Below are 20335 nucleotides of genomic sequence, written 5' to 3' on the forward strand. Positions count from 1 at the left end.
CGACAGACATGGGCCAGATCCTGCGCACTGTGCTCGGCCGGATCGGTGCCGCGCTGCTTGTGGTGTGGGTCACGGCCACGATCGTGTTCGTGGCGCTGCGCGCTACCGGTGACCCGCTGGAGGCGATCCTCGGCGGGCCGGGATCGCAGGCCGGCCCCGAAGCCGTTGCTGAGGCGCGGGCTGCCTACGGCCTCGATCAGCCCGTCTGGGTGCAGTACCTGTCGCAGTTGTGGCGCACCGCGACGTTGCAGTTCGGGGATTCCTACGCACGCAAGCAACCGGTGGCGGATCTGCTCGCCGCACACGTCCCCCCGACCGTGCTGCTCGCCTCGCTCGCGCTCCTCCTCGCCTGGGTGCTCGCGCTCGCGGGGGCACTCGCCAGCACCGCTCAGCGGGGGTGGGTCGGCCGCGTCACGCGTGCGGTGCTCGCCGGGATCGAGACGATCGTCTCGGTCACCCCACACTTTTTCCTCGGCGCCATCCTGATCCTCGTGTTCGCGAGCGGGCTCGGCTGGTTCCCGGCGACGAGCTCAGGTTCGGCGCCGGCAGGCCTGGTGCTGCCCGTGATCACTCTGGCGGTGCCGCTCGCGGGCTACCTCGCTCACGTGATGCGCGGCTCATTGGCGGAGGCGGACGCCGCCCCGTTCGCCACCACAGCGCGGTCTCGCGGTGGCTCCGAAGCGCGCGTGCTCCTGACACACACGCTCCGCCACGCGGCCCTGCCCGCGCTCGCGCTATCGGGCTGGGCCTATGGCTCGCTGCTCAGCGGTGCCGTTGTTGTGGAGGCGCTCTTTGCGCGTCCGGGACTCGGCCGCCTGCTGCTCGAGGCGACCCTGGTCCGCGACGTGCCCGTGGTTGTTGGCGCGGTCGCCGTCATCGCACTGCTCTACGTCGCGGTCATGTTCCTGACGGACCTGCTCGAGTGGGTCGTGGACCCCCGGCTGCGCCCGCGTGAGCGTGCCGAGGTGACCCCGTGACCCGCCGCCGGATTGGGCTGCCTGAGACACTCAGCATTGCGTTCCTTGTGCTCGTCGCGGCCGCCGTCACACTCCCCCAGATCATTGCCCCGGGGGATCCGCTCGCGATCCACCCGGTGGATGCGTTCCAGGCACCCTCGCTCGCGCACCCCTTCGGCACCGACGAGTCCGGCCGCGATGTGCTGACGCGAGTGGTGCACGGGGCGGGGGCCTCGGTGGGGATCGGTCTCGCGGCGACCGGCATCGGTATCGGGTTCGGCGCACTGCTCGGCTTTACCGCCGGGCTCGGGCCTCGGCTTGTGGACTCCGCACTGGGCCGCCTGTTTGAGGTGTTGTTCGCGCTGCCAACGCTGGTGCTGGCGCTGCTGTTCATCGCGGTGCTCGGCGGCGGCCCGACGTCGTCGATCCTCGCAATTGGCCTCGCGACGATCCCCGGCTACGCGCGGATGCTGCGCGCTCGAGTCCGCGGCGTCTCCCGCAGCGGGTATGTGGAGTGGGCACGCCTCGACGAGGTGCCTCCCGCGCGCATCTTTGTGAGGCATATTGCGCCGAACGCGCTGTGGCCGCTCGTGTCTGCGGCGACCCTCGGCGTCGGGCAGGCGATCGTGTGGGTGTCAGCGCTCGGATTCTTGGGGCTGGGGGCCGCGCCGCCCGAGCCCGAGTGGGGGGCGATGCTGAACGCGGGCCGCGTCTATCTGACCTCGGCCTGGTGGATGACGGTGGGGCCAGGCCTCGCAATTGTGCTCACCGCGGCCGCGCTCACCGTGCTTGGCCGGCGGCTTGCCAACGGAGAGGACCTGACGTGACCGCGCAGACGATGACGCCAACCACGGCCGCACCTGTCGGCCCCGCGCTCGATGTGCGGGGTCTCACCGTGTCGCACCAGCACGGCGGCGCGATTCTCGCGGGCGCGGACCTCCGCGTCGCGCCCGGCGAGTGCCTCGCGATCGTGGGAGCCTCTGGGGCGGGCAAGTCTGTGCTCGCCCGCACGCTGCTGGGGCTCACACAGGCTGAGCGGCGCTGGAACGTGGCCGCGGAACACCTCATCGTGGGCGGGCGCGAGCTGCGCTCCGCGAGTCAGCGCCAGTGGCGCGGCGTCCGTGGGCGTTCTATCGGCCTGGTGCTTCAGGATGCGCTGCAGTCGCTGGATCCGCTCCGCACTATCGGTGCCGAGGTCGGCGAAGCCCTCACAGTGAGCGGCGTGCGAGGTGCGGCACGCCGGCGGTCGGTGCTGGACGCCCTCACCGCAGCGGGCCTGCCCGATCCTGAGGCACGGCTCGCACAGCGCTCGGGCGAGCTTTCCGGTGGGATGCGCCAGCGGGCACTCATCGCGTCCGCGCTCGCCGCCGATCCGGCACTCATCATCGCAGACGAGCCCACGACCGCCCTCGACTCGGCGACAGCCGCACACGTGCTCGGCACGTTCCGTGACATCCGGGACCGCGGCACCGCGCTCGTCCTCATCAGCCACGATCTCGGGGCTGTGGCGCGCGTCGCCGACCGCATCGCGGTGCTGCACGAGGGTCGGATCGTCGAAACGGGGCCCGCGATCCGGTTGCTCGCGACACCTGAGCACGCGGCCACCCGAGCCCTCGTCGCGGCGATCCCGCGCGGCCCGAAACCGCAGGCGGGCCGCGCCGGGGCCCACTCCGGAGTCCAATCAGTTGCGGCCCCTGAGCTGCTTCGGCTCACCGCCGGGATGCGCGAGTTCGCGGCCCCCGGCGGCGGCATCACTGGCCTCCGCGGTGTGGAGCTCTCGCTCCGCCGGGGCGAGGCCGTGGGTGTCGTTGGCGAATCGGGCGCTGGGAAAACGACGCTCGCGCGCATCGTAGCGGGCGCGGAGCGGCTCGACTCTGGCACGCTCACGCGCGCGGACGCGGGTGCCCGGGTCCGGCTGATCCCACAAGATCCCTTCGCGACCTTCGATCCGCGATGGCGCGTGGAGCGGATCCTGCGCGCATCGATCCGCGGCGCCGAGGCGCAGACCCCCGCTGAATTCCTCATGCGTGTGGGGCTCGGGTCCGAATTCCTCGGCCGCCGGCCCGCGACGCTCTCCGGCGGTCAGCGACAGCGCGTCGCAATTGCGCGCGCCCTCGCGGCCCGACCCGATGTGCTCGTGTGCGACGAGCCAGTCTCAGCGCTCGACATGGCCACGCAGGCCGGCATCCTGGAACTGCTGCGCGACCTCCAGGAGCGAGAAGGCCTTGCCCTGTTGTTTGTCTCCCACGACCTCGCGGCGGTGCGCACTGTGTGTGACCGCACGCTCATCATGCAGGACGGTCGTGTCGTCGAGGAGGGAGCCACGGAGCGAATCTTCACCGCTCCGCAGCACCCCTTCACCCGCGAGCTGATCAGCGCTGCGGCGCATTGACCCGCTTCGCGAGCTTCGACGGCCACCAGATTGCTCGGCCAATGTCATACGTGAGCGCAGGCACCAGCAGCGAGCGCACGATGAAGGTGTCAAGCAGTACGCCGAACGCGACGATAAACGCGATCTGCACGAGGAACAGGATCGGGATGACCGACAGCGCCGCGAACGTCGCCGCGAGCACGAGTCCCGCCGAGGTGATCACGCCGCCCGTAATCGAGAGGCCGCGCAGGATCCCCTCGCGAGTGCCGTGGCTGAGGCTCTCCTCGCGCACGCGGGTCATCAGGAAGATGTTGTAGTCAATCCCGAGGGCAACGAGGAACACGAAGCTGTAGAGCGGGACTGCCGGATCGACGCCGGGGAACTCAAACACGTGCGTGAACAGCCACCCGGCGACACCCAGGGCGGTCCCGAAGGACAGCACCGTTGTTGCGACGAGCAGCAGCGGTGCGAGGATCGAGCGTAGCAGCAGCATCAGGATCAGCGTGATCACGAGGAGCACGATGGGGATGATGAGCGTGCGGTCGTGAATCGACGCATCGTTCGTGTCGATCGCAGTCGCGGTAACACCGCCCACAAGTGCGCTCGGTGCTGCTTCAGCGAGGTCCGCTCGGAGCTCGCGCACAGTGTCCGCCGCAGCATCGGAGTCCGCAGCCGAGGTGAGGGTGCCCTGCAACAGCACGTCACCGTCGGAGACAGTGGGGCTGAAGGACGCGGCACCGGGCATGGCCGCCTGACCGGGCGGACCGAAGGAACCGGTGCCCACTCCGTCTGCGGTGACCGGCAAGGTCCCGGCGGGCGCGTCCGTCGCCGCGACGGTCACGCCGTCGATCGCGTCGTTCGCGAGGAGCACGTCGGCTGCGTCTTGGAGCTGCCCCTCGGACACGATCACGGTGACCGGGCTTCCCGACCCGCCGGGGAAGTACTCCCCGAGTGCCTGCTGGCCATCGCGAGCCTCAGAGGCGCCCAGTACGAGGTCCGACTGCGGCACACCTGTGGCGTCCAGCTGGCTGGCCCCGACAACTCCGACGGCGAGCACGAGCGCGGTGACAATCCAGATGGGGCGGTGGCGGCGCTTGATCCAGCCGGCAAGCTTGGCCCAGACGCCACCGTGCACACCGTGTTCTGCGGCGACAACCTCGGGCTCGAAGCGCGGGCGCTTTGGCCAAAACGCGGCGCGGCCAAAGGCGAAGAGAATCGCGGGGAGCAGGGTGAGCGCGGCCAGCATGGCGAACACGATGCCGATCGCCGCAATGGGCCCGAGCGAGCTATTCGATTTCAGGTCCGAGAGCAGCAGGCAGAGGAGACCAGCGATCACGGTGCCGCCAGACGCAAGAATGGGCTCAAGCGATCCTCTGAGCGCCGAGCGCGTCGCAGCCCCGCGATCCTGTTGCACGCGCAGCTCTTCGCGATAGCGCGAGACGTAGAGCAACGAGTAGTCCGTGGCGGCGCCGATGACCAGGATAAACAGAATTCCCTGGGTCTGCCCGGAGAGCATGAGCAGCCCCCACTTCGCGAGCCACCAGTTCGTGAGCAGGGCGGCGGTGAGCGCCATGACGCTCGTTCCCAGGACCGCGACAGGGAGGAGCAGCGACCGGTACACCACCACAAGGATGATGAACACGGCAAGCAGGGCAACGCCCAGCAGAATCCCATCGATTCCGGCGAAACCGTTGACAAGGTCCGCCGTAAACCCGGCGGGTCCGGTCACGAAGACTTCGACGCCATCCGGTGCCGCGGCACGCAGCTCATCCCCCACAGCGGCGACGGTGTCTCGCAACCCTTCCCCGCTGTCGAGCGGCACGAAGGCCTGCGCCGCGAGTCCATCCTCGGACGGGATGAGCGGCGACAACTCGTCCGAAACGCCGGGCACGGCGTCCGGGAGTTCAGCGACGGCGCGCGTCAGAGACTCGAGCTGATCTGGGGTCAGCGCCGTGTCGCTCGTCATCACGACAACAGCGGGGATGTCCTCAGAATCCCGGAACTCACCGGCGCGTTGCTGGACCTGCGTGGCATCTGCCGATGTGGGGAGGTAGGTCGTTTGGTCGTTCGAGGACACCTCGCTGACCTTGCCGAAATACGGACCACCAATCCCGCTAACCGTGAGCCACCCCAAGATGAGGATCGCCGGCAGCAGGATGCGCAGCCACCGCCGCCTCGGATTCCCGTGTTGTGCGCTCATCACACCCACCCCTTTATCTAGCCTAGGCAAATAATACCCTTTGGTTTACATCTCTTGGGGGCTAATATAACACCATGCACACGCCTCCCGCAGACCCATCGGCAACATCGGCCGAGGTCTACGGCGTCGAAAGCAACGATCCCGACAGCCGACTCATCGACCGCTCGAAGACCACGCCCGAGGATCTCGCCGAGATTGGCGCGCTCATGGGGGCCCTCGGAGCACTGCGAGACTCGGAAGAAAAACTCTCCGAGGCTTCCCTCGCCTATATGCAGCTAGGTCGCACCGACATGCGTGCGCTGCACTTCCTCATCGTGACCGCAAACGAGGGGCGCATCGCGACCCCCGGTGCCATTGCGTCCCAGCTGCGAATCACCACCCCCTCAACAACGAAGCTGCTCGACAGGCTCGAGCGAGGTGGACACATTACCCGCACGATTCACCCCACAGACCGGCGTGCCTTCGCCATCGAAATCACCCCGGAAACACGCGAGGCCGCCTACCGCACAGTTGGCGCGCAGCAGGCCAAGCGCTTCACCGCGGCGGCCCGCCTGTCGAGCACAGAGCGCGGCATCGTCACCCGCTTCCTGCACGACATGGCCGCCGAGATCGACGTCACCGGTGCCGAGTGGGCCAACCCACCCCAGTAAACTCGGGCACTATGGCTATTGGCGCAACGATTCACACGTTCGAGATTCAGGTAGCGGACGTGGACCGCGGCGTCTACGAGGACCTGACCCTCCGCGTCGCCCGTCACCCCTCGGAGACGGATCTCTTCATGGTGACCCGGATCCTCGCGTACTGCCTCGAATACGAAGATGGAATCACCTTCAGTGCCGGGGTCTCGACAACCGACGAACCCGCAGTGCTCGTGCGCGATCTCACCGGGGCGATCACCGCGTGGATCGAGATCGGTGCCCCCGATGCGCAGCGCCTCCACTTCGGGAGCAAGCTCGCGGATCGCACCGCCGTGTACACGCACCGCGACCCGGAGAAACTCTTTGCCTCGTGGGAGGGCAAAACGATCCACGCCGCCGATCAGATCGTGGTCCGCGCGTTCGAACCACGCTTCATCGAGGCACTCGCCGCCGCGGTGGATCGCCGGAACACGATGACGGTCTCCCTCACCGAGGGCCAGCTCTACGTCGATCTGAACGGGCAGAACTTGAGCAGTGCGGTGCTCGCCCGCCCGATCGCGTAGCGCCGGCAGCGGCACGAGCACCGGCACTGACACCGGCACTGACACTGGCACTGGCACTGGCACTGGCACTGGCACTGGCACTGGCACAAGCACAAGCACTGGCACGAGCACGAGCACGACGCAGGACACCCACAATTCACCCGCGTATGCCAGAGTCGCGGCGTGACCACGCAACCCCCGTCATCGCACACGCCAGCCACTCCCCTCGCCACCGTTCTCGCGCTCGTCCACGACGACGCCGCCGCACAGCGTTTCGATCAGTGGGGGCTGTCCACACTAATCGACGAGCACACCGGGGTCGCTTCGATCGGACGTGACGTCTTTGACGCCCTGCACACGGCCGCCGGCATCGAGGCGGTGTTCCCCATTGGCAACGCGGGACTCATCCACGTCTATGGGTACTGGTTCTCCGACGTCCCGACACCGTTCGGGTTGAAACGCGACCGCTGGGCCGACGGAGAGCTCGCCGCCGCGTTCGGGCTCCCGCGCCACGCGTTCCATCTCACAAAACAGGGCGCCACAACCCCGCTCCAGCGCGTAGCCGCCGCCATGCGGCGAGCGCTTGACGATCCGCCGCATGGCACTCGCGTCGCGGACGTCGACATCCCGACGATAGGCAGCGCGGGATCCGGCACACCGCCCGAGGTGTCACTTCGCCGCAGCCGGGTGGTCCTGCAGCGTCCCCACTCCCGGCTCCCGTGGGCGCTCAGCTACGCAATCGCGGCACCGGATGCCCCCGCAACTGCACCGCTCCAGCTTCTCACCGCGTTTCCCGTGCACGGTGACCCGGCACCGCTCCTCGCGGACTTTCTCGCTCGCCCGGCACCGCGTTGGAATGCCGTCAGCAACTCGTAAGCCGCCGTTCACCGTCCCATAGTCATCCCGTCCATCAGCGCTCCTAGTTTTGGATTGTTCGTCCACAACCTCAAGGAGCGCACATGGCACCGAGTATCGTCTTCGACTTCGACGGCACCCTCGCCCTCGGCCACGGCCCAGTGCTCGCCTACGCGCACGCCGTCGCCGAGGCCGCAGGAACCGGCTTCATCGATCGTGTGGCGCGGGCCCTGGTGCACTACGACACGGGCGACAGCGGCTACCGCGACGGCTACCACGTCGTGGGCGCGCTCGCCGCAGCGGACGGTGTGACGCCCGCCGCGCTCCAAGCCGCGTACGCGCGGAGCCGTGAAGCCCTCGGCACCGCACAGGCGCCCGTCGCGACGATCCCGCGCCTGCCTGAGTTCCTCGCCACCCTCGGCCGTTCTGCCCGCCTTGTGCTCGCGACAAACGCGCCCGCAGCCGGGATCGAGCAGGTACTCGAGTCCTGGGGCGTGAGCGGTCGCTTTGACGAGGTGCACGTCTCCGTCGGGAAGCCGGACGGACTGCATCACCTGATCACGGTGCTGCGCGAGGCTGGGCCCGTCCTGGCGATCGGCGACATCGCCGAATTCGACTTGGCTCCCGCCTGGGCCCTGGGCGCGGACACCGCGCTCGTGGGTGCTACCGCGGCGAGCTCCCCTGCTCCGGTGACGCTGCGCGGGCCCTCGCTCGACGCGCTGCGCACCGAGATTGAAACCTGGGCCGCGACCGCGGCATCCAGCACCCCCGAGCCGACCGGCTCGGGAACCGGTATCGAAAGGTAATCCCCACATGCGTACTTCCGTTCTCGCAGTAGGCGCGCTCGCGACCCTCGCGCTCGGTCTTGTCGGGTGCAGCGCCGGCACTCCGGGCGACGCTCCCGCGGAGGAGTCCTCAGCGTGGCCCGAATCGATCACCCTCTCGCTGGTGCCCTCGGTCGAAGGCGAAGACCTGGCCGAGGCGCTCGATCCGCTCACGACATACCTGTCCGAACAGCTCGGTATCGAGGTTGAGGGCGTCGTCGCCAATGACTACGCCGCCACCGTGGAGGCGCTCGGCGCCGACCAGGCACAGGTCATTATTTCGGACGCCGGGTCGTTGTATCAGGCGATGGAGCAGTACGATGCGGAGCTCGTGCTGCGTGACGTGCGCTTCGGAGCAACCTCCTACGCCGCCGTCGGATACACGAACAACCCGGACAAGTACTGTGCCGATACTCCGGTGATGGCGAAGTACGCGGCGAGCGACATCGAGCTCTCCTACTGCAACGGGACCGAGCAGGCCGGCGTCGATGCGAGTGGTGCGGGCCCGGCTGGGCTCGAATCCCTAAAGAAGATCGACGCGGGCACGAAGGTTGCATTGCAGGCCGCGACATCGCCGGCGGGCTATCAGTACCCGATTGTCGCCATGCGGGACGCCCGGATCAACACCGACACCGGCATCACCCAGGTTCCTGTCGAGGGGAACAACAACGCGGTACTCGCGGTCGCAAATGGCGACGCCGAGGTGAGCTTTGGCTACTGGGATGCACGCACCACTGTCACCGCCGAGGCCCCCGATATTGCGGAGAAGGTCGTCGCGTTCGCCTATACCGAGATGATCCCGAACGGCGGCGTTGCGGTTGCCCCGACGCTGCCCGCCGATCTTGTTGCGGAGCTCACCGAGCTGATGGCGGGGTACGCCGACTCCTCCGAGGAGGCCAAGACCGTGATGTTCGATCTCGTCGGGCTCTCGGGCTGGACGGACAAGACCGCCTCCGAGGAGATCGCGCGCTACGGCGAGATCCTCAGCGAGTTCGCGAAGTAGTCGCCCCCACAATGTCCCATCCCACCGATCTGCGCCACGTGGCGAGCGAGCGAGCCGCCTCGGCCGCCGCCTCGTGGCGCATCGCCCTTGACCGGGTCTCCGTCACCTACCCGAACGGCACTCGCGCCTTGGACAACGTTTCCCTCCGGATCGAGCCCGGCGAGATTGTGTCCGTTGTCGGCTTGTCCGGCTCTGGCAAGTCCACCCTGATCCGCACAATCAACGGCCTCGTCCCGACAACCGCTGGTACGGTCACCGTCGGCCCGCATCACGTCTCAGAACTCCGGGGTCGCGCGCTCCGCGAAGCTCGGGGGCATATCGGCATGATCTTCCAGGCGTTTAACCTTGCCGAGCGCGCCAGCGTATACCGGAACACCCTCGTCGGCCGCTTCGCGCATTCGCCGTCAATTCGCACGCTCCTCGGGCTTCCGAGCCAGCAGGACCGCGAGATCGCCCTCACCGCACTCGAATCCGTCGGCATTCTCGATAAGGTGTGGACCCGCGCCGGATCGCTTTCCGGCGGCCAGAAGCAGCGCGTCGCGATCGCCCGCGCCCTGACCCAACAGCCCGGAGTGATGCTCGCCGACGAACCGGTTGCCAGCCTCGACCCGCCCACCGCTCATGCGGTGATGCGCGATCTGCAGCGTATCAACGAGGAGCGCGGTCTCACCGTGCTGATTAACATTCACCTGATGGATCTCGCGCGGCAGTACACGACGCGCATGATCGGGCTTCGTGACGGCCAGCTTGTCTATGACGGACCGGCAAGCGGCGCGAGCGACGCTGATTTCGAGCAGATCTACGGGCGCCCCATCCAGCCACGTGACCGACTGGGGACGAGCACCTGATGCACGATCCTGCAGTGATGCCAGCCCGCCGCCAGGGCCCTCGCGAGTTTTCGCTCCCACCCAGACCAACGCACAGGCTCCGCATCACCCTCATTGTGTCGGCCGTGGCAGTCTTCACCGCGGCAACGTGTCTGCCCGCGATCGGCGGCATCGAGCTGGATCTCGGCGCAATCGCCCGGAACTGGCGGAACGGTGCCGAGAAACTCATGCAGCTCCTCCAACCGAACCTCGCGTTCCTGCCGCGCACCTGGGGACCGATGTTGGAAACGTTGCAGATGGCACTCGTTGGCGCGGTAATTTCCGCCGCGATCTCCGTGCCCGTCACGCTGTGGGCCGCCGCTCCGACGAACCCGAACCCGTGGACGCGCGGGGCCGTGCGCACCGTCGTCAACATGATCCGCGCGGTGCCGGATCTCGTGTACGCAACCGTTCTTGTCGCGATGCTCGGTGTCGGGGCGCTGCCCGGCGTGACGACGCTCATTCTGTTCAACATTGGCATCGTTGCGAAGCTCGTCTCCGAGGCCATTGATGCCTCCGATCACCGCTACATGGAGGCGGGCCGGGCCGCGGGCGGCACGCAGTTCCAGATCAACCGCGCCACCGCGCTCCCCCAGGTCTGGCCACTGTTCGCCAACCAGTGGCTGTACACGCTTGAGCTCAACGTGCGGATCTCCGCGATCCTCGGCATCGTTGGCGCGGGCGGAATCGGCCGCCTCCTTGACGAGCGGCGCGGATTCTATGCCTACTCCGACGTGTCCGTCATCATCCTCGAAATCCTCGTCGTGGTCATTGCCATTGAGGTGCTCTCCAACGTGCTCCGCCGGAGGCTCGTATGACACTGCTCGACGCTCGCCCCGCCCGCTCCCAACACGCCGCTACGCCGGTGCCACCGCGCCGACCGTCGCGCCTCGGGGCCACGGTCTGGGCAGTGCTCGCGGCGCTCCTGGTACTCGCGGCCGCCAGCGGGCTGCAGATCACCTGGGCAGACCTCCCGAGCCTGCCCGGCCGCATCGCACAGTATCTCTGGCTCATGTTCGAATCCCCGAACTGGGAGAAACTTCCGCGCGCGCTCTTCGAGACGTGGCGGTCAATCTCGATGGCCTGGATCGGCGCACTCCTGTGCGTTGTGGTGTCGATCCCGCTCGGCATGCTCGCCGCGAACGGCGTAGGCCCACTCTGGTTGCGCGGGATCCTGCGTGGCCTGTTTGCCGTCATCCGGGCGGTGCCGGAGGTCATCATCGCCCTTGTCCTCCTCACCGTCACGGGGCTCACGCCGCTGACCGGAGCGCTCGCCCTGGGCATCGCCGGGATTGGCACACAGGGGAAGTGGGTCTACGAGACCGTGGAGTCCGCACAGGATGGGGCGTCGGAGGCCGTACGCGCCGCGGGAGGGTCCACGGCGGAAGTGACCCGCTGGGCGATCTGGCCAGCGATTGCGCCAGCCCTGTGCTCGTTTGCGCTCTATCGTTTCGAGATCAACATTCGGACCTCGGCCGTGCTCGGACTCGTCGGCGCGGGAGGGATCGGCAGCATGCTCTCGAACTACACAAACTACCGCGAGTGGGACACAGTCGGCATGCTGCTCATCGTCGTGATCCTCGCCACAATGCTCATCGATACCGTGTCCGGGGCGATCCGTCGCCGCCTGATGCGCGGAGGATTCTAAATGTCTGCGCCGCCCCCCGAACCCTTAGCCGCACGCCCCGGCAGCGCCCGCTGGACCGGATCACCCGAGGCACCGCCGAGCGTGCGAATCGCCGCGCTCGCGCCCGCGCTCCAACGCACTGAGCGCCGCGCGGTTGAGGCGATCGCCCGGGATCGTGCACACGCTGTCGAACTGACTGCGCAGGGCCTCGCTGACTGGGTCGGTGTGGGCCGGACCACCGTGATTCGCACCGCACAGACACTCGGGTACGAGGGCTATCCGCAGTTGCGCGTGGCGCTTGTCCAAGAACTCGCGCGCGAAAGCGCGGCCGCCGCACCGCTCACGAGGAACGATCCCGGCGGGGACCAGAGCGCCCTCGGAACGCTTCGTGCCCGGATCGCGCACGTCGGGGCCAGGCTCGGTGACACTGTCGCCGCGCTCACCCCGGAGACACTCGACGCGTTTCTCGACGCGCTCGACACTGCAGATCGGCTCCTCATCGTCGCGAACGGTTTGTCCGGGCCGCTGGGGCTCGCCCTCGCAATGCGCCTCACCGCAGCTGGTCGTTCGGTGGAACACTTCACCGATCCCTTCGCCCAGCAGATCGCGGCGCGGCAACTCGGCCCCGGCTCTGCCTGCCTGGTGTTCTCCGGATCCGGCGCGAGCAGGCCCACGCTCGATGCCCTCGCCGCCGCCCAAGACGGGGGTGCGCGCGTGCTCGCGATCACCTCTTTTGCCCGTTCCGCGGTTGTCGAACAGGCAGAGGTGGCACTCGTAGTGCCCCCGGTGAGCGACGGTTTCAGCGACGAGCTTGTCCACACCTCCCGCGCCGCCCTGATGCTCTTCACCGAAGAACTTGTCGAGCTCTTTGTGGAGCGGCGCGGTACGCGCGGACAGGCGGCACGGACCGCCGCACTGTCTGTGCTCGCCCGCGCAATCGAGGGGTAGCACAGGTCCGCGAGCAGAACCCACCCGGTGGTGTGCGCGTGAGCTTGCCGAATCACGCGATAACGCTATTGAATAGCGGGGTGAGTCACAATAACAGGGCCGCTCAGATTGCCGCCGAACTCCAGCAGCGCATCTCCGGGATGCGCACCGGGGAGCGGCTGCCCGGGGCCCGGCAGCTCGCCACAGAGTTTCGCGCGAGCGCAGGAACGATATCCTCGGCGCTCGCGACGCTCACCGCGCTCGGACTGATCCTCACCGAGCCTGGCCGGGGCACCTTTGTCGCGAGCCGTGCCGTGCTCGCCGAACCCGATTTCACCTGGCAAACCCCCGTGCTCGGACGCACCCGCGTCGACCCTGAACGGGCGTCCCGGGTCGGCGCCTACGCCGGGTCCGATCACATCCCGCTGTCGTGGGGCTATCTGTCCGCTGAACTTCTCCCCACGGAGGAGCTCCGGCAAATCGGTGCCCGAGCCGCGCGCAGTTCCCGCGCCTGGGTGATGACGCCGCCGACGGGATCAGCCGAGCTGCGACGATTGCTTTCCGCCGATTATCAGGCCGAACCGAGCGATGTGCTCGTCGTGGCCGGCGGCCAGCAGGGGCTCGTGTTTGCGATGCGGACGCTGGCGGAGCCGGGTGACACGATCATCATGGAAAGCCCCACCTATCCGGGCGCGATCATTGCCGCGCAGAGCGCCGGACTCGCGATCAAAGCTGTCCCCAGCGACGGCGATGGGATCCTCGTGGACCGACTTCGGGACGAACTTGAGCGGACCCGCGCGCGGTCGATCTATCTCCAACCGAACTATGCGAACCCGACGGGGGCTGTGCTCAGCCCCGAACGCCGGACACAGGTACTGGAACTCGCGGCACGGGCGGGTGCGTTCATCGTTGAGGACGATTGGGCACGGCATCTCGGGATCGAGAGTTCCGCACCCGCACCGCTGTTCACGCAGGATCCGCACGGTCATGTTGTGTCCGTACTCACGCTGTCAAAGCCTGCCTCACCAGGCATTCGGCTCGGAGCCGTCATCGCACGTGGGCCTGCCGGCGACAGGCTCCGCGCCTCACGCACGGCCGACGACCTCGGAGTCTCCCCGATCGTGCAGGAGATCGCCCTGGAGCTCCTCACCTCCCCGGTCTGGCCACGGCACCTCAAACGCCTGCGTTCTGCACTGGCACACCGCCGTGATGCGCTTGCTTTTGCCATCGCGAGTTCGCTCCCGGCCGCGCGGGTGCCACACGTGCCGCGCGGCGGCCTCCACCTCTGGGCTCAGCTCCCCCACGGCACCGACACCCGGGAGTTCAGCGCGGCCGCGCACTCCGCCGGCGTACTTGTCGGCGATGGGCGACACTTCTTCGTGGACGAGCCGCCAAGCCCGTTCCTCAGACTCTCCTTCGGTGCCGCAACCGAACCGCAAATTGCGGAAGGTGTGCGTCGACTCGCAGCACTCAGCCCGACAACACTCCGTAGCTAAGGAGTGCCATCGGCACGATCATGCCGACAAGCACACACACCATCGTGCGCTGCACCGCGGGGGCTTCCCCGGGCACGCGGGCCAAGCGACTCGCCAACTCCACACGCGCAGGGGATGCCATCATGGCCGCCGCCCCCGCCGCGTTGTGGGCGCCAACGGCGAGCGTCACGTCTGCACCCAGCGCGCGGACGACGTCGGCCTGCGCGCCCGCACCGAGCGCGTTCGCCCCCGAGTTTGACCCGGTCAGGAAGCCAATGAGCGCGGCGCAGAACGGCAAGAAGAACAGATAGCTCACGCCAAGCAATGCGAGCTGCTCCGCGAGCGCCTCCGACATGCCACTCGCCCCCATGAGCGCCCCGAGCAGGATGAACATCACGGTCGCGGGTGCCACGCGCACCCAGGTACCCGCCCCCGTGCGCCACACCCCGGACAGCACCTCCAGCCGTGAGCCGAGCACAGTCCCGGTCGCTGCGAACAACCAGAACGCCGGCGAGGCGATCACGCGCGCCAGAATCGCTTCTTCCGTGCCGGTGGCCTGAAATCCCAGCGTCGTCGCGAGGACCCCACCCAGAACAACGGCATACGGGAGCGCGGCGCGCAGCACGAGACGGCTGACGCGGACACGGCGCCCACGCGCCGCGCGGAGTCCGAGGTGTGCGGCAAGCACAAGGAGACCCCCGAGCGCTCCGGCCGGCGCGGTGCCGAGGATCGTGTTGACGCCCCACACGGCAGCCCACAGCGCAGTCCCGGACGCGACGCCCGCCGCGACACCGCCCACTCGCCGGCCCGCGGGGCACACGAGAAGCGCTGCGGCTACCCCGGCACCCAGAAACACAGTACCGTTGAATACCGCGGTCGCTGCCCCCAGCTGATCGACGTCGACGGCGGTGAGGTGGGCCGCGATCAGTGTGCCTGGCCCCAGCGACCCCCACGGGACGGCGCACAGGCCCAGGAGCCCCACGGTTGCGGCGACGCGCCCCGAGAGCCCAATCCCGAGCAGGAGTGGCACGGCGAGCGCCGCCCCGATCCCATACCCGGTCAGTGATTCGGTCAGAGGAGTGAAGCCGTGCACGATCGCGAGCACCGGCATGATCCCCGTCCCGAGCGCTTGCGTAATCCAGCGGGTCAGCACCGCCTGCTGTCCCGTCGCCCTGCCTGCTTCAGCAAACGCAATCCCGCCCCCGATGACGAGCAGCACTTCAAGCGCTACCGGGCCCCAGTCTCGACCCACGCCCGCAAGATCAGCGACCGTCACCGGAAACCCCCAGATGAGCACGGGCCAGAGGGCAGCCAGCCCAAGAAAAGCTGAAACGCGGGACGAGCGGCGCGCCAGCAAGGCGCATACGACAACCAGGAGTGGCACCGCAGCAAGGAGTGCGCGCACAGCTCAGCTCCTCGGGACTCGGACGTGCCTGGCGATCGCGTCGCCCGGCGTTCGAGGTGGGGGCAGGAGTCGAACCTGCATACACAACTTTGCGAGTTGCAACCTAGCCATTCGGTCACCCCACCGGGTGGGCCGCCGGAATCGACGGCCCTGCGGTTTCCCGCGGTTACTGCGCCAGCGCATCTCCGATCACGCCGAGCGCAACGGAGATCTGCTCGTTTGTCACTGTCAGCGACGGCAGGAAGCGCACAACGTTGCCGTAGCTTCCCGCGGTGAGGAGGAGCACGCCCTGCGTCGCCGCATACGCCGCGATCTCCGTTGCCAGACCCGCGAGCGGCGTCGTGGAGCCCGGGGCGACAAGCTCGAAGGCGATCATCGCGCCGTGCCCGCGAATGTCCCCTATCACCTCGTGGGTGCTGGCGAGCTCCGCCAGCCCCGATACGAGCGCATCCTCGATTCTGGCGGCCTCTGCGAACGGGGCACCGGTCTCGAGCAGGTCAAGCACCGCGTGTGCGGCAGCGATCGACACGGGGTTTCCGCCGAAAGTCCCCCCGAGTCCGCCAGGCCCGGCGGCGTCCATGATTTCGGCGCGCCCCGTGACGCCTGCCAGCGGTAGCCCGTCCGCGATTCCCTTCGCGGTGAGCACGAGGTCCGGCACGAGGCCGAACAGCTCACTCGCGAACCAGGTCCCCGTGCGGCCCAGGCCCGCTTGGATCTCGTCAGCAATAAACACGACGTCATTCGCCGTGGCCCACTCCTGGAGCGCCGGCAAGTAGCCCTCGGCCGGGACGACAAAACCGCCCTCGCCCTGGATCGGCTCGGCAATGATCGCGGCGAGGTCCGCAGCCCCGATACGCTGCTCCAGGTACTCGATCGTGCGCGCTGCGGCTTCGGCCCCGGACAGACCGTCACGCAAGGGATAGGAGTTGGGAACCCGCTGTACGTCAGGCGCGAACGGGCCGAATCCCGTGCCGTAGGGTGCCACCCTGTGGTTCATTGCCATCGTGAGGCTTGTCCGACCGTGGAAGGCATGATCCAGCGCCGCGATCACTCGTTTCCCGGTGTGGGCGCGAGCAATCTTGACCGCGTTCTCGACGGCTTCAGCGCCGGAGTTCACAAAGAATGTCTTCTTTGCGTGGGCGCCCGGGGTGTGCTCGGCAAGCCGTTCCGCAAGCCGCACGTAGTTCTCATACGGGGTGACGGTGAACAGGGTGTGACTTACGCGGTCAAGCTGCGCCTTCGCGGCAGCAACGACTGTCGGCTGTGTGTGTCCCAGGGTTGTCACGCCGATCCCGGATCCGAGATCCAGCAGACGGTTGCCGTCAACGTCGGTGAGCCACGCGCCGTCGGCGTGCTCAATGTAGATCGGGAGGGCGCAGCCGACTCCCCGCGGTACCGCCTGCTCGCGCCGCGCGTGAATCTCACGGCTCTTCGGACCCGGGAGTTCCGTCACGAGTTCGGGGCGCTGCAGCGCTGCCAGATCTTCAGCGATGAGTGTCATCAGGGGTCCTTTCGAGTGGTGGGTGGTGCGAGAAATCAGGATCCGATCAGGTCCAGCCTGATCGGCTCACGTCGGGCTAGGGCGCAGTGTGGCCGTGTCGAACCGGGATCGGCTGCGCCGCCGTTTCGCAGGCCGCCGCGAGATCGTCGGCGAGCCGTCGCATGTCCTCGGGAGCGAGGTCATGCACAGTCAAGCGCAGGGCACGGTGGTGCTCGCCCTGCAGCCCGAAGCTTGCGCCGTCGCGCGCAATCCAGCCGCGGCGCATCAGCTGGGTGAGCACGTCCCCCGCATTGCGCTGCGTATCAACCCAGACGTTCAAGCCGTCACGGCTCGTGGAGCTCAGGCCCACCGCGCCCAGGCACTCCTGGAACACTGTGTTGCGCTCGGCATAGAACGCACTCGCGTCCTGGATCCGCTGCTGTGTCGCCGGATCTGCGAGGAGCGCGTGAGTGATGCGCTGGATCAGATGACTCACCCAGGTGATGCCGCCGCTAATCCGAGTCGCGAGGCGCTCCGCGGTTTCGGGGTCGCTCGCGAGCAGGGCGATCCGCATATCTGGTCCGAGCGCCTTCGACATTGACCGCACCAGCGCCCAGCGCTGCTGCTGCGCGCCGATGATTGTCGCGTACGGGGCACGGGCCAGGAGCGCAAAGTGGTCGTCCTCGATCACGAGAACCTGCGGGTAGGCCGCCAGCACCTCGCGAAGTTCGGCGGCGCGCGCCGCCGTGAGGCTCGCGCCGGTCGGGTTGTGCGCACGAGGGGTGCAGACAACCGCCCGAACGCCGCTCTCGAGCGCGTCACGTAGGCTCTCGGGCCGCATACCCGCTGCGTCAATCTGGACGGGCACAGCGCGGTACCCGTTCTGCCGGATCGTGCTGATACTCGTGAGGAAGCAAGGATCTTCGAGCGCGACCGCGTCACCTGACGCGAGTGCCTGTGCAAGCAAACGCTCGATCGCGTCGACCGCACCGGCGGTCACGGTGAGCGCGAAGGGCCGCGGCTGATCTTCGGCAAGCCAGCGGGTCGCCCACTCGGCAAGGTCGGGATCCACTGTGGCCTCACCATACAGGTGCGGCACGGTGGCGCTCAGGCGCACGCTCGTCGGGTCGGGCAGGAAAGCGGGTGCGGGGTTCCCGTCCCCCACATCGCGGAGCACAGTGTCCTGCGCAAACCCCTCCTCGTCGAGCTCCGCGAACGGATCAACGATGACGGTGCCGGCGCGCCCACGGGTCTCGGCGAGATTCGCCTGCACAAGTGCCCGGTACGCCGCAGAAGCTGTGTTTCGGTTCACCCCCAGCGTTTCCGCGAGGGCACGCATCGGGGGCAGCGAGTCACCCGGGCGCAGCATCCCGTGGTCGATCAACTCGCGGATGCTGCCGACGATTTCCTCGACGCTCGCGCCGGAGATTCCGAGCGGTGCGTCACGGCCGATTGCGTGATCCGACATGCGAATCTCCTTTCTGCAAGGCGCGGTCTCACGCCCTCCCCGAGTGTACACGAGCAGTTTTTCCTGACATATGCCATGTTATTCTTTGTCCTATGACAATGCAAATTCGCGGCGCGTCGCCAGCAACCACGCCACTGCGTGTCGCCGAAATCTCGCTCGCCGCACTGCGGCACAACGTGCGCGCACTCCGACACAGCGGGGCCCGCGTGATCGTTGTCGTCAAGGCAAACGCCTACGGCCACGGTGCACACCTCGTCGCACCCGAGGTCATCGCCGCCGGAGCCGAGATGGTAGCCGTCGCGAGCCTGGACGAGGCCCTCGCGCTGAGGCAACACGGAAGTACAGCTCCGATCCTCTGCTGGCTTCACGAACCCACCTTCGACGCCGCGGCAGCGATCGAGCACCGCATCGAACTCGGGGTCAGTAGCCCGGATCAACTGCGCCGAATCGCCGCAGCCGCGCTCAGTAGTGGCCGGCCGGCCACTGCGCAGCTGAAACTCGACACCGGACTCAGCCGGAACGGCGCGAGCCCGGAATCGTGGCGCGAGCTCGCTACCGCGGCACAGCACGCAAGCCACGCGGGCCTCGTGCGCATCACCGGGGTATTCAGTCACCTCGCAAACGCGAGCGCCGAGGCCGATCTTGCCCAGGCCGCCCGATTTGAGCACGGCCTCGCCGAGCTTGCTGCACTCGGAGTGCGGCCGCCTCTGCGCCACCTCGCCGCGTCGGCTGCGGCACTCTCCTCCCCCCACCTGCGCTACGACGCGGTTCGCGTGGGGCTCGCGGCCTACGGTCTCGAACCGGGTCCCGAGCGGAGTCCAGGCGGGATCATGCTGCGCCCGGTCATGACCCTAGCCACCGAGCTCGTGGCAGTGCGGCGCGAGCGGCAGCCGCCGCTCGGGATCGTGCCACTCGGATACGCGGACGGTCTCCCCCGAGCATTGGGAGATCGCGGCATCACGGTCAGGGTACGGGGAGAGCGCGTCCCGATCATCGGCCAGATCGGCATGGATGAGTGCGCCGTGGCTCTCACGGGAGGCGCTGCGGCGGCGACCCCCGGCGACCGGGTGGTGCTCTTCGGCGACCCCGCCGTCGGGCACCCAGCCGTCGAGGAGTGGTCCGAGCAACTCGGCACGATCAACTACGAGATCGTCGCACGCATCGGTCCTCGCGTGCAGCGGCGCACCATCGGACCATAGCCGCGCAGCGCGCCATCGAACCATAGCCGCGCAGCGCGCCATCGCGACGCTACGCCAGCTCCTCGGCGCACTCCGCACACAGGCCGCGGAACACAACTTCGACGGAACTCACGACCCCGAGCCCGGCGATGTCGCCGTCGAGGCACGCACCCGTGACGTGCGCGCAGTCAACATCGACAACATGACCACAGCGGGTGCACTGGAGGTGATGGTGCGCATCCCCCACGCGTGTCTCGTACCGTGCGACGGCCGAGCCGGGGAGTTCGACCCGGCGCAGGAGGCCGGCCCGGGTGAGATCATTCACGGCGTTGTGCAGCGTTTGCAGCGATGCCTGCGGGCCCGAAGCACCCAGGCAGAGCGCAAGCTCGGAGACCGAACTGTGCGGGGTGGCGTGCAGCGCCTCCCACACCCGGACGCGGGCTGCCGTGACCCGGAGTCCCGCCTCACGAATGCGCCGCGCTGGCACTCCGTACCCCTCGGCCATGTCCCCTCCTGTCCC

General features: G+C 68.1%; 19 protein-coding genes and 1 tRNA gene. 14 read left to right on the forward strand and 6 right to left on the reverse strand.

All coding sequences use genetic code 11. From position 1 onward, the window contains the following. Positions 1-8 precede the first annotated feature (8 nt). The 3 genes from FM113_RS00440 to FM113_RS00450 are packed head-to-tail and all read left to right on the forward strand — an operon-like array spanning position 9 to position 3348. Complete coding sequence (locus tag FM113_RS00440) at positions 9-977, forward strand: ABC transporter permease (protein ID WP_087010363.1); 969 nt, start codon at positions 9-11, stop codon at positions 975-977. Beyond that, the gene (locus FM113_RS00445; RefSeq protein WP_087010365.1) at positions 974-1783 is read left to right on the forward strand and encodes an ABC transporter permease; all 810 of its coding nucleotides are present in this window, start codon (positions 974-976) and stop codon (positions 1781-1783) included. The genes FM113_RS00440 and FM113_RS00445 overlap by 4 nt, the downstream gene beginning before the upstream one ends. Next, positions 1780-3348 carry an ABC transporter ATP-binding protein gene (locus FM113_RS00450; RefSeq protein ID WP_254908790.1) on the forward strand — a complete coding sequence of 523 codons (1569 nt, stop codon included), beginning with the start codon at positions 1780-1782 and terminating at the stop codon, positions 3346-3348. The genes FM113_RS00445 and FM113_RS00450 overlap by 4 nt, the downstream gene beginning before the upstream one ends. Here FM113_RS00450 and FM113_RS00455 read toward each other — a convergent pair. Continuing rightward, positions 3329-5527, reverse strand: a complete 2199-nt coding sequence (locus FM113_RS00455; protein ID WP_087010518.1) for an MMPL family transporter — start codon at positions 5525-5527, stop codon at positions 3329-3331. The two genes, FM113_RS00450 and FM113_RS00455, sit on opposite strands and share 20 nt — an antisense overlap. A gap of 74 nt (positions 5528-5601) precedes the next feature. On the opposite strand from FM113_RS00455, the gene FM113_RS00460 reads away from it, so the two are divergent. The 10 genes from FM113_RS00460 (at position 5602) to FM113_RS00510 (ending at position 14305) form a co-directional block, all read left to right on the forward strand. After that, a complete protein-coding gene (locus tag FM113_RS00460; RefSeq protein ID WP_087010367.1) occupies positions 5602-6177 on the forward strand; it encodes a MarR family winged helix-turn-helix transcriptional regulator in 576 nt (191 codons plus the stop codon). An 11-nt stretch (positions 6178-6188) separates the two neighbouring features. After that, the gene (locus FM113_RS00465; protein ID WP_087010369.1) at positions 6189-6728 is read left to right on the forward strand and encodes a YaeQ family protein; all 540 of its coding nucleotides are present in this window, start codon (positions 6189-6191) and stop codon (positions 6726-6728) included. 162 nt (positions 6729-6890) lie between these two features. Then, entirely contained in the window at positions 6891-7583 is a 693-nt protein-coding gene (locus FM113_RS00475; protein WP_087010373.1) for a hypothetical protein, read from the forward strand. Between the two features lie 83 nt (positions 7584-7666). Beyond that, entirely contained in the window at positions 7667-8368 is a 702-nt protein-coding gene (locus tag FM113_RS00480; RefSeq protein WP_087010375.1) for an HAD family hydrolase, read from the forward strand. Between the two features lie 7 nt (positions 8369-8375). Then, positions 8376-9389 (forward strand): phosphate/phosphite/phosphonate ABC transporter substrate-binding protein, encoded by a 1014-nt coding sequence (gene phnD, locus FM113_RS00485; protein WP_087010377.1) that lies wholly within the window; start codon positions 8376-8378, stop codon positions 9387-9389. An 11-nt stretch (positions 9390-9400) separates the two neighbouring features. After that, a complete protein-coding gene (phnC, locus tag FM113_RS00490; protein ID WP_087010379.1) occupies positions 9401-10237 on the forward strand; it encodes a phosphonate ABC transporter ATP-binding protein in 837 nt (278 codons plus the stop codon). Continuing rightward, entirely contained in the window at positions 10237-11073 is an 837-nt protein-coding gene (gene phnE, locus FM113_RS00495) for a phosphonate ABC transporter, permease protein PhnE (protein WP_254908791.1), read from the forward strand. Before phnC ends, phnE (FM113_RS00495) begins: the two co-directional genes overlap by 1 nt. Next, entirely contained in the window at positions 11070-11903 is an 834-nt protein-coding gene (gene phnE / locus FM113_RS00500; RefSeq protein WP_087010381.1) for a phosphonate ABC transporter, permease protein PhnE, read from the forward strand. The genes phnE (FM113_RS00495) and phnE (FM113_RS00500) overlap by 4 nt, the downstream gene beginning before the upstream one ends. Beyond that, positions 11904-12830 (forward strand): MurR/RpiR family transcriptional regulator, encoded by a 927-nt coding sequence (locus tag FM113_RS00505; protein WP_087010383.1) that lies wholly within the window; start codon positions 11904-11906, stop codon positions 12828-12830. Positions 12831-12910: 80 nt separating this feature from the next. Then, positions 12911-14305: a PLP-dependent aminotransferase family protein gene (locus FM113_RS00510; protein ID WP_087010385.1), complete on the forward strand. Its 1395-nt coding sequence runs from the start codon at positions 12911-12913 to the stop codon at positions 14303-14305. Here the strand turns inward: FM113_RS00510 and FM113_RS00515 are convergent. The 4 genes from FM113_RS00515 to FM113_RS00530 form a co-directional block, all read right to left on the reverse strand. Further along, positions 14280-15689 carry an L-lactate permease gene (locus FM113_RS00515; protein WP_087010388.1) on the reverse strand — a complete coding sequence of 470 codons (1410 nt, stop codon included), beginning with the start codon at positions 15687-15689 and terminating at the stop codon, positions 14280-14282. The two genes, FM113_RS00510 and FM113_RS00515, sit on opposite strands and share 26 nt — an antisense overlap. A gap of 54 nt (positions 15690-15743) precedes the next feature. Continuing rightward, positions 15744-15814: transfer RNA gene (locus FM113_RS00520), tRNA-Cys, on the reverse strand. Between the two features lie 41 nt (positions 15815-15855). After that, positions 15856-17190 carry a 4-aminobutyrate--2-oxoglutarate transaminase gene (gabT, locus tag FM113_RS00525; protein WP_087010390.1) on the reverse strand — a complete coding sequence of 445 codons (1335 nt, stop codon included), beginning with the start codon at positions 17188-17190 and terminating at the stop codon, positions 15856-15858. Between the two features lie 76 nt (positions 17191-17266). Continuing rightward, a complete protein-coding gene (locus FM113_RS00530; RefSeq protein ID WP_087010392.1) occupies positions 17267-18637 on the reverse strand; it encodes an aminotransferase class I/II-fold pyridoxal phosphate-dependent enzyme in 1371 nt (456 codons plus the stop codon). 92 nt (positions 18638-18729) lie between these two features. Between FM113_RS00530 and alr the strand changes: the two genes are divergently transcribed. Next, positions 18730-19836: an alanine racemase gene (alr, locus tag FM113_RS00535; protein ID WP_254908792.1), complete on the forward strand. Its 1107-nt coding sequence runs from the start codon at positions 18730-18732 to the stop codon at positions 19834-19836. Positions 19837-19885: 49 nt separating this feature from the next. Here alr and FM113_RS00540 read toward each other — a convergent pair whose 3' ends face one another. Further along, complete coding sequence (locus FM113_RS00540; RefSeq protein ID WP_087010394.1) at positions 19886-20320, reverse strand: Fur family transcriptional regulator; 435 nt, start codon at positions 20318-20320, stop codon at positions 19886-19888. Between the last annotated feature and the right edge of the window lie 15 nt (positions 20321-20335).

Origin of the sequence: Leucobacter sp. 7(1) (assembly GCF_900163635.1) — a bacterium.
Taxonomy (GTDB): domain Bacteria; phylum Actinomycetota; class Actinomycetes; order Actinomycetales; family Microbacteriaceae; genus Leucobacter.